General features: G+C 62.2%; 14 protein-coding genes. 7 read left to right on the plus strand and 7 right to left on the minus strand.

Annotation, left to right across the window (positions count from 1 at the left end; translation table 11 throughout):
* Window positions 1–82 precede the first annotated feature (82 nt).
* The gene (locus HNP49_RS09245) at window positions 83–1,156 is read left to right on the plus strand and encodes a 3-deoxy-7-phosphoheptulonate synthase (RefSeq protein WP_184682623.1); all 1,074 of its coding nucleotides are present in this window, start codon (window positions 83–85) and stop codon (window positions 1,154–1,156) included.
* Between the two features lie 55 nt (window positions 1,157–1,211).
* Here HNP49_RS09245 and HNP49_RS09250 read toward each other — a convergent pair whose 3' ends face one another.
* Entirely contained in the window at window positions 1,212–1,490 is a 279-nt protein-coding gene (locus HNP49_RS09250; RefSeq protein ID WP_184682625.1) for a GNAT family N-acetyltransferase, read from the minus strand.
* An 18-nt stretch (window positions 1,491–1,508) separates the two neighbouring features.
* Window positions 1,509–2,777, minus strand: coding sequence for a hypothetical protein (locus HNP49_RS09255; RefSeq protein ID WP_184682627.1), 1,269 nt, complete (start codon window positions 2,775–2,777; stop codon window positions 1,509–1,511).
* A 328-nt stretch (window positions 2,778–3,105) separates the two neighbouring features.
* Between HNP49_RS09255 and HNP49_RS09260 the strand changes: the two genes are divergently transcribed.
* Window positions 3,106–3,351: an Lpp/OprI family alanine-zipper lipoprotein gene (locus tag HNP49_RS09260; protein WP_095938783.1), complete on the plus strand. Its 246-nt coding sequence runs from the start codon at window positions 3,106–3,108 to the stop codon at window positions 3,349–3,351.
* A 118-nt stretch (window positions 3,352–3,469) separates the two neighbouring features.
* Here HNP49_RS09260 and HNP49_RS09265 read toward each other — a convergent pair whose 3' ends face one another.
* The 3 genes from HNP49_RS09265 to HNP49_RS09275 form a co-directional block, all read right to left on the minus strand.
* Complete coding sequence (locus HNP49_RS09265) at window positions 3,470–4,435, minus strand: L,D-transpeptidase family protein (protein ID WP_184682629.1); 966 nt, start codon at window positions 4,433–4,435, stop codon at window positions 3,470–3,472.
* A gap of 76 nt (window positions 4,436–4,511) precedes the next feature.
* Window positions 4,512–4,793 (minus strand): hypothetical protein, encoded by a 282-nt coding sequence (locus HNP49_RS09270; protein WP_184682631.1) that lies wholly within the window; start codon window positions 4,791–4,793, stop codon window positions 4,512–4,514.
* A gap of 56 nt (window positions 4,794–4,849) precedes the next feature.
* On the minus strand, window positions 4,850–5,455 hold the full coding sequence (locus HNP49_RS09275) for an arylesterase (RefSeq protein ID WP_221445176.1): 606 nt from the start codon (window positions 5,453–5,455) through the stop codon (window positions 4,850–4,852).
* A gap of 10 nt (window positions 5,456–5,465) precedes the next feature.
* Between HNP49_RS09275 and HNP49_RS09280 the strand changes: the two genes are divergently transcribed.
* From HNP49_RS09280 to greB, 3 genes are read left to right on the plus strand one after another with little or no spacing between them, the layout of a single operon-like run.
* Window positions 5,466–6,149, plus strand: coding sequence for an ABC transporter ATP-binding protein (locus tag HNP49_RS09280; protein ID WP_184682633.1), 684 nt, complete (start codon window positions 5,466–5,468; stop codon window positions 6,147–6,149).
* Window positions 6,149–8,641, plus strand: a complete 2,493-nt coding sequence (locus HNP49_RS09285; protein ID WP_184682635.1) for an ABC transporter permease — start codon at window positions 6,149–6,151, stop codon at window positions 8,639–8,641. The genes HNP49_RS09280 and HNP49_RS09285 overlap by 1 nt, the downstream gene beginning before the upstream one ends.
* A gap of 28 nt (window positions 8,642–8,669) precedes the next feature.
* Window positions 8,670–9,167, plus strand: coding sequence for a transcription elongation factor GreB (gene greB / locus HNP49_RS09290; RefSeq protein WP_184682637.1), 498 nt, complete (start codon window positions 8,670–8,672; stop codon window positions 9,165–9,167).
* A 17-nt stretch (window positions 9,168–9,184) separates the two neighbouring features.
* On the opposite strand, the gene HNP49_RS09295 is transcribed toward greB, so the two are convergent.
* Window positions 9,185–9,496 (minus strand): class I SAM-dependent methyltransferase, encoded by a 312-nt coding sequence (locus HNP49_RS09295; RefSeq protein WP_184682639.1) that lies wholly within the window; start codon window positions 9,494–9,496, stop codon window positions 9,185–9,187.
* A gap of 554 nt (window positions 9,497–10,050) precedes the next feature.
* Between HNP49_RS09295 and HNP49_RS09300 the strand changes: the two genes are divergently transcribed.
* Complete coding sequence (locus HNP49_RS09300) at window positions 10,051–10,986, plus strand: triacylglycerol lipase (RefSeq protein ID WP_184682641.1); 936 nt, start codon at window positions 10,051–10,053, stop codon at window positions 10,984–10,986.
* A gap of 68 nt (window positions 10,987–11,054) precedes the next feature.
* Window positions 11,055–12,092, plus strand: coding sequence for a lipase secretion chaperone (locus HNP49_RS09305; protein WP_184682642.1), 1,038 nt, complete (start codon window positions 11,055–11,057; stop codon window positions 12,090–12,092).
* 59 nt (window positions 12,093–12,151) lie between these two features.
* On the opposite strand, the gene HNP49_RS09310 is transcribed toward HNP49_RS09305, so the two are convergent.
* Entirely contained in the window at window positions 12,152–12,586 is a 435-nt protein-coding gene (locus HNP49_RS09310; protein WP_184682644.1) for a DoxX family protein, read from the minus strand.
* Between the last annotated feature and the right edge of the window lie 32 nt (window positions 12,587–12,618).

Genomic DNA, 12,618 nt, shown 5'->3' on the forward strand with positions numbered 1-12,618 from the left:
CCTTCCCCGCAGCGCCCGTCGTGCTGTGCTCCGCCGCGCGGGGAGGCTGGCGGCCGGCATCCGTGACCTGATGAGTACCCCGATGGCTGATTTACCGATTGACGACCTTAACGTTGCCTCGAATGAAACCCTGATCACTCCCGAGCAACTTAAGCGCGAAATCCCCCTGAGCGATGCAGCGCTCAAGACCGTTGCCCATGGCCGCCAGGTCGTTCGCGACATCCTTGATGGCAAGGATCACCGCCTGTTCGTGGTGATCGGTCCATGCTCGATCCATGACCTCAAAGCCGCCAAGGAATACGCCGAGCGCCTCAAGGTTCTGGCCGCCGAAGTCTCCGACACCCTGTTCCTGGTGATGCGCGTTTACTTCGAGAAGCCGCGTACCACGGTCGGTTGGAAAGGCCTGATCAACGATCCGTATCTGGATGACTCGTTCAAGATTCAGGACGGCCTGCACATCGGTCGCCAACTGCTGCGCGACCTCGCTGAAATGGGTCTGCCGACCGCTACCGAAGCCCTCGACCCGATTTCCCCGCAGTACCTGCAGGACCTGATCAGCTGGTCGGCGATTGGCGCACGCACTACCGAATCGCAGACTCACCGCGAGATGGCTTCCGGCCTGTCCTCGGCCGTGGGCTTCAAGAACGGCACCGACGGCAGCCTGACGGTCGCCATCAACGCGCTGCAATCGGTTTCCAGCCCGCATCGCTTCCTCGGCATCAATCAGCTGGGTGGCGTCTCCATCGTCACCACCAAAGGCAACCCTTACGGCCACGTGGTTCTGCGCGGCGGCAATGGCAAGCCGAACTATGACTCGGTCAGTATCGCGCTCTGCGAGCAGGAGCTGAGCAAGGCCAAGATCAAGGCCAACATCATGGTCGATTGCAGCCACGCCAACTCCAACAAGGACCCGGCCTTGCAGCCACTGGTGATGGACAACGTCGCCAATCAGATTCTCGAAGGCAACAACTCGATCGTCGGCCTGATGGTGGAAAGTCACCTCGGCTGGGGCAGCCAGCCCATTCCGAAGGATCTGTGCCAACTGCAATACGGTGTTTCGATCACCGACGCCTGCATCGATTGGGAAGCTACCGAGAAGAGCGTGCGCAGCATGCACGCCAAACTCAAGGACGTACTGCCCAAACGTCAGCGCTGAGTTTTCTGCAGGCACAAAAAAACCGGGCAATGCCCGGTTTTTTTGTGCCTCAGCCTCAGGCCGGCGGATGCCGGTCACGCCGTTGCATGTAACGTTCGACGTAGGAGCAGGAAGGAATGACGCTGTAGCCCATGCGTTCGGCGTAATCCAGAGCATGCTCGGTCAGGTGCGCGGCGATACCCCGCCCACGCAAGTCATTGGGTACAAAGGTGCGATAGAAATCCAGGGTCTGCTTGCCCAAGTCCATGTAGGCCAGATAGGCGCGATGACCATCCACCACCAACTCGAACTGGTGTTTGATCACATCATGCTCAATGGGCAGGCTTTGCTTCATCGCGCCTCTCACCTCCGCTCAGAAATTCACTCGAACCTTGTCGATCTTGTCCAGCCGCAGGAACATCTCGGCACTACCTGCCCCAAACTGAACCGTCAGGTAAGCCCTGCCATTCTCCACCTTGTGCAGGATGCCTTGGTAATAGGTGCCATCATAGGTGAGAAACTGCAAGCGTTTACCGGCATATTGCGCCAAATGCTCCACCGGCACGAAGTCATATTGGGACGAGTTCTCGCGAGACGATTGCGACTCCTCGGCCACCACCTTCTCCAGCGCCCCCATCTCGCGAATCTGCCCCGGATCGACCCAGGCAAAGCTCAATGGCTGTACCGATTCCTGGTTGATCAACAGCACCGGATTGACCATCTGCAGCACATCCTTGGCCTCGAAGAACTGCAAGCCATCCCAGGCCATGCCTTCGGTAGGATTGATTTCCAGACGCAACGACTGCGGATCCTTGAGATAGCGCGCATAGGCATCAAGCACCGGCTGATCAAGGCCGACGCGCTGGCTACGCAGCACCGCATCGAACTTGGCCAATGCGGTCTGCTGGTACTCCGCCTCGCTCTGCCCCAGCTTGCCAGCGCAGAAAGCCTGCACCTTGCGCAGGTACTGGTTGTCATTCATCTCGAACGTCATCGAGGAAACCCGCGGCGGATTCATGCGCAGATCGCCCGGATTATCCGAGACGTTGATCAGCGCCATGCTCAGACGGGTTTCCAGCATATCGCGCGTGTCGGCGAGCAGGTTGAAGGTGAGCTTCTGCGCACCAGGCTCCAGCCGATAGGAAAACTCGGCATCCGTTTCCAGGGTGCGATAGCCCATGTCCAGCAGCTCGACCGTGCCGATGTGCTTGATCTTGCCGCAGCTGACTTCACTCATGGCGGTGAACACGCTGCGCTCGGCCGGTGCATCGTAAAGCGTCTGCATGAAAGGACCATGCACTTCCAGGGCAATACCCTTGAGATCGATGGCCATCTGCTCTGGAAACTTGCCCTGTTCCAGACGCTCCTTGAAGCGCAACAGCTCGCCGAGCCCATTGAACTTGAGCTGGGCATGCTCGATGGTGACGCTGTCGCGCGCCATCGGCACCCGAACTTGCAATCCCTCGAGCCCTACACGGCCATCAAAGGATGACGTGACCCCTCGGTAAGTGATCTCGGCAAACGGCTGCAGGCTATTGGCAGCCTCTTCCATGATGTTGCGCACCGACCACCAGAGTGACAGCTTGATCAACAGTGCAACGGCGACTACAGCCAGTACCAGCCACTTGATAAGTTTCGACATGCAAGTCTTCCCTGATGATGTTTCGCAACAATTGCGCTGACGCCAAGCCTATCAGGCGCAGGCAACTGCAGCCACGCCCCTTGAGCCATCTAAACAGCAACGCACGCAGCTGCTCGGCAACACTGAACAAACTTTGCTCAGTTTGGATGTTTATTGAACAACCCACCCACAACACATTCACAATGTCGGCAGACAACTCAAAAAAAACAGCGTGTAGTTACTGCTGTCGGTTTACTTACGACAACTAACGGGTACTATGTAGGCCGGCAAATTTCCCAGCCTTGGGGAATTGCTTTTTATGGAAAAAGTCCACCTTAAGGGGAAACCAATGAACAACGTTCTGAAATTCTCTGCTCTGGCCCTGGCCGCTGCTCTGGCTACCGGCTGTGCTTCCAGCGAAACCGAAGCCCGTCTGACCGCTGTTGAAGACTCCGCTGCCCGCGCTCAAGCTCGTGCTGACGAAGCCTACAACAAGGCCGACGAAGCTCTGGCCGCTGCTCAGAAAGCCCAGCAGACTGCTGACGAGGCTAACGAGCGCGCTCTGCGCATGCTGGAAAAAGCCAGCCGCAAGTAATAGCCCCTCAGGCTATCTTGTGAAACCGACCCAGCAATGGGTCGGTTTTTTTATGCCTGACATTTTTCACCAGGCATGAAAAAGCCCGCACTAGGCGGGCTTTTTACTCAGGACAGGATCAGTGCAGCGGTGTTTCGCTGCTGGCCATCGCCTCATGTGGCGCGGCGATCTGTACCGGCAGACCGTCTTCGGCCGTAACCACCTCACGAACGCGATCCCAGTCCATCTGCACCTGCTGCACCAGATCCTCGCGTTTGAGCAGGGCATTGACCACGGCGGCATTCTTGTCGACAGCGGAAACCTGGCCTTCAGGCGCATCGGTCAATGGCGCATGGGCTTCCAGATAGATCTTGCCGCCGCTCACGCCGAACTTGTAGGGCTCATTGATGATGCGCACCTTGGTACCCACCGGTGCCATCTTGGCCAGCTCCAGCACGTTGTTATTGAGCATGCGGAAACAGCCATGGCTGACGCGCATGCCGATGCCGAATTTCTTGTTCGAGCCGTGAATCAGGTATCCCGTAGTACCCAGGCTGAACTTGAACGGCCCCAGAGGATTGTTCGGCCCCGGCGCCACCACGGTCGGCAGCGGATCGCCATCGGCGGCGTGCTCTTCACGAATCGACTTTGGCGGATACCAGGCCGGGTTGGCCTGCTTGCCGATGATGGTCGTGGTGGCGACCGGCGAACCCCAGCCTTCGCGACCGATACCCAGAGGATAGGTATGCACCACATTCTTGCCCTTCGGGAAATAGTACATGCGGTACTCGGCAAGGTTGATCACGATACCCTCGCGCGGCCCCTGCGGCAGGATATAGCGGGTCGGCAGGATGATTTCAGTGCCGGCACCCGGCAGCCAGGCATCCACGCCTGGGTTGGCGGCCACCATTTCCAGGTAGCCCAGATCGTTGGCCGTGGCGATATCGGCAAAGGTGTCTTCGTACTTGGCTTGAATGACCCGGACTTCACCGACGACATCCTCGCCTGGCGGCGGCAGGGGCAATTCCAGAGCAACAGCCTGGCCAGCCAGACACAAACCAGCGACCGACAGGCCACGGGCGACGGCAGATACGCGCGACAACATCCGAAAGTCCTTGATTAGCAATAGTTGAGAAAAAGATGCGGAATTGTACACCAGGCCCGCCAAGGCCGGGGAGACCTCAGTCGTCGCCCCAGGGCAGGCGCTGACCGGCCTTTTGCGCGCGCAGGACACGCTCACACTCGGCACACAAACGACGATCACGCAGGTCGCCCCGCGTCAGCGGCAACAGCTGGGGTTGCGCCGGTAGCAGGCCACCACAGAGCGTACGGTCGGCGTAGCCGCCAAGCTCAAGCTGACGCGCCAGCAGATGCACACGCACTTCCCGGCAGGCAAACAGGTCCAGCTGTTCGTCAGGCTCGATCAGCTGATAGGCATGCAGGGACCAGACAAAGCGCGGCATCGAAGGCTCCGGAGAAGGTGCGCCACCTTAGCCGAAAGGCCTGGCGCGGAAAAGCCTCAGAGGCGCGCCTCCAGCAAGGGCCAGAGATTGTCGAGCAGGCGTGGCTGGGCGTCCGCCGTTGGGTGGATACCGTCAGCCTGCATCAAGCCAGGCACACCGCCCACGCCGTCAAGGAAAAAGGGCAGTAACGGCACCTGATGGGTTGCGGCCAGTTGCTCATAGACCCCAGCAAAACCCTCGGTGTAGCGTTTGCCGTAGTTGGGAGGCAAACGCATCCCCAGCAGCATGACCTGCGCGCCACTAGCCTGGCTTGCCGAGATCATGCCGGCAAGATTCTGTTGCAATTGCGCCAAAGGGGTCCCGCGCAGGCCATCGTTGCCCCCAAGTTCGATCAGCACCAGTGCCGGTCGATGCTCCGCAAGCAGCGCCGGCAGGCGGGCCAGACCGCCTGCACTGGTATCACCACTGATCGATGCATTGACGATCTGGATGCTCCTGCCCTGCTTATCGAGGCGTTTTTGCAGCAGGGCAACCCAACCCTGCGCCGTATCCAGGCCAAAAGCGGCGCTGATACTATCGCCCACCACCAGCCAGACTTCAGCACGCAGCGGCGCTGCCAGTAGCAACAGGGCAAGGCCGATCCAGCGCAGGCGCAGCAACATCGAGATCTCCATGAGCAACAGTATTCTGAGTGCGCAAGACCTTAGCAAAGTGGTCCCCGTGGCGGAAGGTGAACTGACCCTGCTGCACCCACTCAGTCTTGATCTCCAAGCCGGCGACAGCCTGGCTATCGTCGGCAGTTCCGGCTCGGGCAAATCCACCCTGCTCGGCCTGCTCGCGGGACTCGACTTGCCCAGCCAGGGTCGGATTGTGCTCGACGGACTTGAACTCGCCACGCTGGATGAAGACCAGCGCGCCGCAGTGCGGGCCGAACGGGTCGGTTTCGTCTTCCAATCGTTTCAGTTGATCGACAGCCTGAGCGCCTGGGAAAACGTCATGCTGCCGCTGGAACTGGCCGGGCGCCGCGATGCCCGCGCACATGCCCAGCAACTCCTGGAGCGGGTCGGCCTGGCCCAGCGCCTGCGCCACCTGCCTCGCCAGCTCTCCGGCGGTGAACAGCAGCGGGTTGCCCTGGCCCGTGCCTTTGCCTGCAACCCGGCGATCCTGTTCGCCGACGAACCCACCGGCAATCTCGACAGCCAGACCGGAGAACGCATCAGCGACCTGCTCTTCGAACTCAACCGCGAGCAAGGCACCACCCTGGTCCTGGTGACCCACGACGAGCGCCTGGCGCACCGTTGCCACCGGCAGATTCGCCTGGAAGCCGGGCACCTGCTGGCGAGCGTGGAGCCCTGATGCGTACTCCAGCCCTGCTGAGTCTGGCACTGAGCCTGTTGTGGCGCGAGCGTAGCGCCGCCGAGGTGCGCACGCTGTTCTGGTCGCTGCTGATTGCCGTCAGCGCCAGTTGCAGCATCGGCTTCTTCAGCGCCCGCCTGCAGGAAGCCATGGTGCTGCGCGCCAGCGAGTTTCTCGCCGCCGATCTGGTCTTGAGTGGCAGCCAGCCAGCTTCCGTTGCACAGATCGACAAGGGACAGGCCCTAGGCCTTCAGCATGCGCAGAGCGTCGAGTTCCCCAGCATGCTGGCCAGCGCCCAGGGCCTGCAACTGGCCAGCGTCAAGGCCGTGGCGGCACCCTACCCACTGCGTGGCGAGTTGAAATCCACTCCCCGCCGCTTTGCTGAAGAACAGGCCGGCGGCTTGCCGCAACCGGGCGAGCTCTGGGCCGAAGCACGCCTGGCTCAGGCCCTGGGCATCGAGCCAGGCGCACGGATCGAGGTTGGCGCGATAGAGTTGACCCTGACCCGCCTGCTCACCTATGAACCGGATCGCGCCGGTGACTTCTACAGCCTTACGCCGCGCGCCCTGATCAACCTGAGCGATCTGGCTGCCACGCAGGTGGTACAGCCGGGCAGCCGGGTGCGTTACCGCGATTACTGGCGGGGCTCTGCCGAAGCCGTCCTGGCCTACCGGCAGCAGACCAAACCTGGCCTGGCCGCCCATCAGCAACTGCTCGACGCCCGTGGCGGCAACACCCAGGTGGGGGGCGCGCTGAGCCGGGCCGAGCGCTACCTCAATCTGGCCAGCCTGGCCGCCCTGCTGCTGGCCGGCGTCGCCGTGGCGCTGTCGGCGAGTCGCTTTGCCACACGCCGTTATGACACCAGCGCCCTGCTGCGCTGCTTTGGCCTGCAACGCCGGCAGATCACCCAGCTGTTCTGCATCCAGTTGCTGGCCCTGGGACTGTTTGCCAGCCTGCTCGGCGCCCTGCTCGGCTGGCTTGGCCATCTCGGCCTGCTGCATCTGCTGGGCGGCTTGCTACCGGAAGAACTGCCGGCCGTTGGCTGGCTACCGGCCCTGGCGGGAATCGCCAGTGGCCTGATTACCTTGGCCGGCTTTGCCCTGCCACCGCTGCTCAACCTGGGGCGCGTATCGCCGCTGCGGGTGCTGCGTCGGGACCTGCAGCCCCTTCCCGTCGCGGCCTGGCTCAGCTATGCCCTGGCCATCGCCGCGCTGGGCCTGATCATGTGGCGACTGAGTCTAGACTGGCGCCTGACCCTGGCCCTGCTCGGCGGCGGCCTGTTCGCCTGTCTGTTGCTCGGCAGCCTGCTGTGGCTAGCCTTGCGCAGCCTGCGCCGGATATTGGAAAACGCCACACTGAGCTGGCGCCTGGGACTTGGCCAACTGCTGCGCCATCCACTGGCGGCCACCGGCCAGGCCATGGCGTTCGGCCTGATTCTGCTTGCCATGGGCGTTATCGGCCTGCTGCGTGGCGAGCTGCTGGACAACTGGCAGAACCAGCTACCCAGCGATGCGCCCAACCATTTCGCCATGAACATCCTGCCCGAGCAGCGGCAGGCCTTTGTCAGCGCCCTCGAACAACAGGGCGCGCAGAGTCAGCCACTGTTCCCGCTGGTCCCCGGCCGCCTGATCGCCATCAATCAGCAGGCCGTGCAGCAGCTCGTCAGCAAGGACTCCCAGGGCGAACGGGCGATCCAGCGTGATCTCGGTCTGACTTGGGCCGGCGACCTGCCAGCCGGCAACAAGCTGACTGCCGGCACCTGGCTGGGTACCACACGCAGTGGCCTGCCAGGTGTGTCGGTGGAAAGCAAACTGGCGGAAAACCTGAAAATCCAGCTAGGTGACCGCCTGACCTTCAGCATCGCCGGGCAAACCCGCGAGGTGGAAGTCAGTAGCCTGCGCGAAGTCGACTGGGACAGCTTCCAGCCGAACTTCTACATGGTCTTCGCCCCCGGCGTGCTGGATGACCTGCCGCTGACCTACCTGACCAGCTTCCATCTGCCCAAGAGCCAGGAAGACGCCCTGCTGCCGCTGTCGCGGCAGTTCCCCAGTGTCACCCTGCTGCAGGTCGACGCCATTCTCGAACAGCTGCGCAGCATCCTGGCTCAGGTCAGCCTGGCCGTGGAGTACGTGCTGCTGTTCGTGCTGGCCGCCGGCCTCTGCGTGCTGTTCGCCGGCCTGCAGGCGACCCTCGACGAACGCCTCAAGCAGGGCGCCATTCTCCGCGCCCTGGGCAGTTCACGGCGCCTGTTGCAACAGGCACGCCTGCGCGAATTCGCCCTACTGGGTACCAGCAGCGGCATCCTGGCCATGCTCGGCTGCGAGCTGGTCAGCTACCTGCTGTATCATTTCGTCCTCGATATCGCCTGGCAGCCCCATCCCTGGCTGCTCCTGTTGCCACTGGCCGGTGCCTTGCTGGTGAGCCTTGCCGGCAGCCTGGGAACCCGCCGGGTAATTCACGCCAGCCCGCTGTCGGTGTTGCGCGAAAGCTGAAACAAAAAGAGCTGAACGAACAGTCGCCATGAGTCGTTATCGTCCGCCGCGCAGTGCCGGCACTCCCCTGATTACCCCGGAAGGCGAGGCGCGCCTGCGCGCCGAACTGCACGAGCTGTGGCATGTGCGCCGGCCGCAGGTAACCCAGGCCGTCAGCGAAGCGGCCGCCCAGGGTGATCGCTCGGAAAATGCCGAGTACACCTACGGCAAGAAGATGCTGCGCGAAATCGATAGCCGCGTGCGCTTTCTCAGCAAGCGCCTGGAAAACCTCAAGGTGGTCAGCGACCGCCCGGCAGACGCCGGCAAAGTCTATTTCGGTGCCTGGGTCACCGTCGAAGATGAAGACGGCAGCGAGGCCCGCTATCGCATCGTCGGCCCGGACGAACTGGATCTACGCCAGGGCCTGATCAGCATCGATTCGCCCCTGGCCAGAGCCCTGGTCGGCAAGCCGCTGGATGCCGAAGTCAAAGTGCAGACGCCGACTGGCGAGCAGTACTACGTGATCACCGCGATCGACTATCCCTGACGGTCGCCTGCAGCACTTCAGCGCAAGCAGATCAGCCCCTGGCGTGCGACCCGCAGTACCTCGTGCAGCAATTCGTCCGTCAGCACGCTGGACGATTCACCAAGCACCACCAGATCGAAAGCCGCGTCCGGCAGTTCACGCAATTCGGCAGCCTGTGCCGCCGCAAACTTCAGCAGGCTCTGACGGTCGGCCGCCCAGTTCTTGGGCCAGCCTTCGAGGTATTTGAGCAGGCTCGGCGAGTGCTGACCGATCAGCAGAACATGCGGGTGGCGAACGACACTGCAGGACGGCAGCGGAGAGAATTGCAGCTGGGGACGTGGACAGCTCATGGCATCGATCTCGGCCTCGGAGTTACCGCCGGGCAGCGGTGGGAGGCGACACCGAGGCCAGCGCTTTAGCGGTATGTGCCCAACCGGGCGGCGCCCCGCAATTTGCTGTTAAATCGGCGCCAGGCAGCAATCGTAAAAATGCCTCCCGGCCCTGTCAAGGTTATCGGACACCTTCAACGCTCTTCGCCCCGTCCTCAACGCCACACGGATGGCGCATAGCCAACGGGCACACCAACCTTTGATGGGGCGGGCCGCGAAACACGCCTGTCTCACCCCAAAACGGCCTGGAAAATGCCGCATTTCCGGGCACTTCGGCGCAGCTCACTGACACCGTAGGCCACTGTGACCGTAGCGCCCTGTAACGCCGGCACAGACACACAGAAGGTGAACATTTGTTCACTGTATTTCCATACAGCCCGAACTAGAGCCTTCGCTCTAATTCTGAGCCCTTATGGCATGGTTCCTGCCATATCCCCGCCAGCTGATGTGCACGTCCAGGAGGGGCGTGACAGCCTGCAAGGACGGTTCTGCCCAACCATCTTTTGAGAGCATCCATGAACAAGAACAAGACTCTGCTCGCTGTCTGCATTGGTCTCGGTCTGGCGGCTACCGCCCAGGTCAGCCAGGCCTCCTATACCCAGACCAAATACCCGCTCGTGCTGACCCACGGCATGCTCGGTTTCGACAGCCTGCTGGGCATCGACTACTGGTACGGCATTCCTTCGGCCCTGCGCAGCGGCGGCGCCAAGGTTTACATCAGCGAGGTGTCGCAACTGAACACCTCTGAAGCTCGCGGCGAAGAGCTGCTGGAACAGGTCGAAGAAATTGCCGCCATCAGCGGTGCCGGCAAGGTCAACCTGATCGGCCACAGCCATGGTGGCCCGACCATCCGTTATGTCGCTGCCGTGCGCCCGGATCTGGTGGCCTCCGCCGTCAGTGTTGGCGCTCCGCACAAGGGCTCGGATACCGCCGACTTCCTCAAGTCGATCACCGAAAGCCCCGTTGGCCCGGTTGCCACCCCGCTGCTGGTCGGCATCGTCAATGCCCTCGGCACCGTGATCAACTTCCTCTCCGGTAGCAGCAGCATGACGCCGCAAAACGCCCTCGGCAGCCTGGAGTCGCTGAACAGCAAGGGCGCTGCCGTGTTCAACGCCAAGTATCCGCAAGGCCTGCCAACCAGCGCCTGCGGTGAAGGCGCCTACAAGGTCAATGGCGTGCGCTACTACTCCTGGAGCGGCACCAGCCCGCTGACCAACATGCTCGACCCGAGCGACCTGCTCACCGGCGCCGCCTCGCTGACCTTCGACGAGCCCAACGACGGCCTGGTCGGGCGCTGCAGCTCGCACCTGGGCAAAGTCATTCGCGACAATTACCGGATGAACCACCTCGACGAAGTGAACCAGGCCTTTGGCCTGACCAGCCTGTTCGAAACCAGCCCGGTGACGGTCTACCGCCAGGTCGCCAACCGCCTGAAGAACGACGGTGTCTGACACCCGCTAGACCCGGTGCAGGGCTCCCGCCCTGCACCTTCTCTTCCGATTGCGAGACTGCCTGCCTGATGAAGCCTACCGAACGCAGGACCTATGTACTGACGCTGACTCTGGCGCTGGCCACCATCACCGGCGTGGTCTGGTGGTCGCAGCCGGCGACGGATACACCCCAGCCGAGCGGTCCCAGCGCCGCAGCCGTTAGCATCATTACGCCCACAGCCAGCCGAGAAGAAGCGGCCAGACCGCTGCCAAACACGCTGCAGCCTCTGCCGGCGTCTTTTCAGGGCACCGAGATTGACGGCCGCCTGCGCGTCGATGCCAGCGGCAACCTGATCATCGAAGGCGAGATTCGCCACCTTTTCGACTACTTCCTCAGCAGCTTCGGCGAAGAGCCACTCAAGGCCAGCATCGAACGCCTGCAGAGCTATATCACCGCGCAACTGGCGGAGCCGGCCGAAGGCCAGGCCCTGCAGCTGCTTGAGCAATACCTCGATTACAAACGCCAGCTGGTCGACCTGGAACGCGACCTGCCACAGCTGACTCATCTGGATGGCATTCGTCAGCGCGAGCAGGCCGTCAGCGCATTGCGCGCCCGACTGTTCAGCCAGGAGGCTCATCAGGCGTTCTTCGCCGAGGAAGAGGCCTACAACCAGTTCACCCTCAACCGCCTGAGCATCCAGAACGACGCCAGCCTCAGCGCCGAGCAAAAGGGCCAGGCCATGCAGGCACTGCGCGACAGCCTGCCGGAAATCCTCGAACAAGCCGTACTGCCCCAGCTGCAAAGCGAGCTGCACCAGCAGACCCAAGCCTTGCGAGCGCGCAACGGCAGCCCCGAGGAATTACGCGCCCTGCGCCAGCAACTGGTCGGAAGCGAAGCCACCGCTCGCCTGGAGGCGCTGGACCAGCAGCGTGCCGACTGGCAGCAACGCCTCAAGCGATACAGCAGCGCCAAAGCCGAAATCGAGAGTAACCCCGGACTCAGCCAGACGGACAGGCAGGCGGCCCTCGACGAACTGATCGCCAGCCACTTCAACGAACAGGAGCGCCTGCGACTCGACGCCGCCCTGGCACTCCATCAAAGCCGGCAGGACAACAACAGCAATTGAAACAACCGGGGCCGCATTAGCGGCCCCGGAGTCTCATAACCTGTCAGATCCTCAGAGGATCAGCCTTGCAGACGGGCATCCACCGACAGCCGCCCAGCCCCCTCGACCAGCAGTACCACACTGATCACCGCCAGGGTCATGGCGTACTCGAAGCCATTGCTGGCCATGAAGAAACCGTTGCCCAGGTGGACCCAGAACAGGGCGATCAGCATGGCCACCATCAACGACAGAGCGGCCGGACGCACCAGCAGGCCGATGACCAGCAACAACCCGCCGAAGAACTCCGCACTGCCGGCCAGCAACGCCATCAGCACGCCCGGTTCCAGGCCGATCGATGCCATCCACTGCCCGGTGCCTTCCAGCCCGTAGCCGCCAAACCAGCCAAACAGTTTCTGTGCGCCATGGGCGGCAAAGGTCAGACCGGTGGTGATGCGCAGCAGAGTGATGGCATAGCCGGCCTGGGTATTGAACAGAACGCGACGAAGGTTGTGCATGGTGAAGTCCTCACGAATGGGTAGCAGGTGAG

The sequence above is a fragment of the Pseudomonas fluvialis genome (genome assembly GCF_014207935.1).
GTDB classification, from domain to species: domain Bacteria; phylum Pseudomonadota; class Gammaproteobacteria; order Pseudomonadales; family Pseudomonadaceae; genus Aquipseudomonas; species Aquipseudomonas fluvialis_A.

What these genes read in the sequence shown, in the direction of transcription:
- HNP49_RS09245 (WP_184682623.1), top strand. Translation starts at nt 83, where the DNA reads ATGGCTGATTTACCGATTGACGACCTTAACGTTGCCTCGAATGAAACC.
- HNP49_RS09250 (WP_184682625.1), bottom strand. Translation starts at nt 1,490, where the DNA reads ATGAAGCAAAGCCTGCCCATTGAGCATGATGTGATCAAACACCAGTTC.
- HNP49_RS09255 (WP_184682627.1), bottom strand. Translation starts at nt 2,777, where the DNA reads ATGTCGAAACTTATCAAGTGGCTGGTACTGGCTGTAGTCGCCGTTGCA.
- HNP49_RS09260 (WP_095938783.1), top strand. Translation starts at nt 3,106, where the DNA reads ATGAACAACGTTCTGAAATTCTCTGCTCTGGCCCTGGCCGCTGCTCTG.
- HNP49_RS09265 (WP_184682629.1), bottom strand. Translation starts at nt 4,435, where the DNA reads ATGTTGTCGCGCGTATCTGCCGTCGCCCGTGGCCTGTCGGTCGCTGGT.
- HNP49_RS09270 (WP_184682631.1), bottom strand. Translation starts at nt 4,793, where the DNA reads ATGCCGCGCTTTGTCTGGTCCCTGCATGCCTATCAGCTGATCGAGCCT.
- HNP49_RS09275 (WP_221445176.1), bottom strand. Translation starts at nt 5,455, where the DNA reads ATGTTGCTGCGCCTGCGCTGGATCGGCCTTGCCCTGTTGCTACTGGCA.
- HNP49_RS09280 (WP_184682633.1), top strand. Translation starts at nt 5,466, where the DNA reads ATGAGCAACAGTATTCTGAGTGCGCAAGACCTTAGCAAAGTGGTCCCC.
- HNP49_RS09285 (WP_184682635.1), top strand. Translation starts at nt 6,149, where the DNA reads ATGCGTACTCCAGCCCTGCTGAGTCTGGCACTGAGCCTGTTGTGGCGC.
- greB (WP_184682637.1), top strand. Translation starts at nt 8,670, where the DNA reads ATGAGTCGTTATCGTCCGCCGCGCAGTGCCGGCACTCCCCTGATTACC.
- HNP49_RS09295 (WP_184682639.1), bottom strand. Translation starts at nt 9,496, where the DNA reads ATGAGCTGTCCACGTCCCCAGCTGCAATTCTCTCCGCTGCCGTCCTGC.
- HNP49_RS09300 (WP_184682641.1), top strand. Translation starts at nt 10,051, where the DNA reads ATGAACAAGAACAAGACTCTGCTCGCTGTCTGCATTGGTCTCGGTCTG.
- HNP49_RS09305 (WP_184682642.1), top strand. Translation starts at nt 11,055, where the DNA reads ATGAAGCCTACCGAACGCAGGACCTATGTACTGACGCTGACTCTGGCG.
- HNP49_RS09310 (WP_184682644.1), bottom strand. Translation starts at nt 12,586, where the DNA reads ATGCACAACCTTCGTCGCGTTCTGTTCAATACCCAGGCCGGCTATGCC.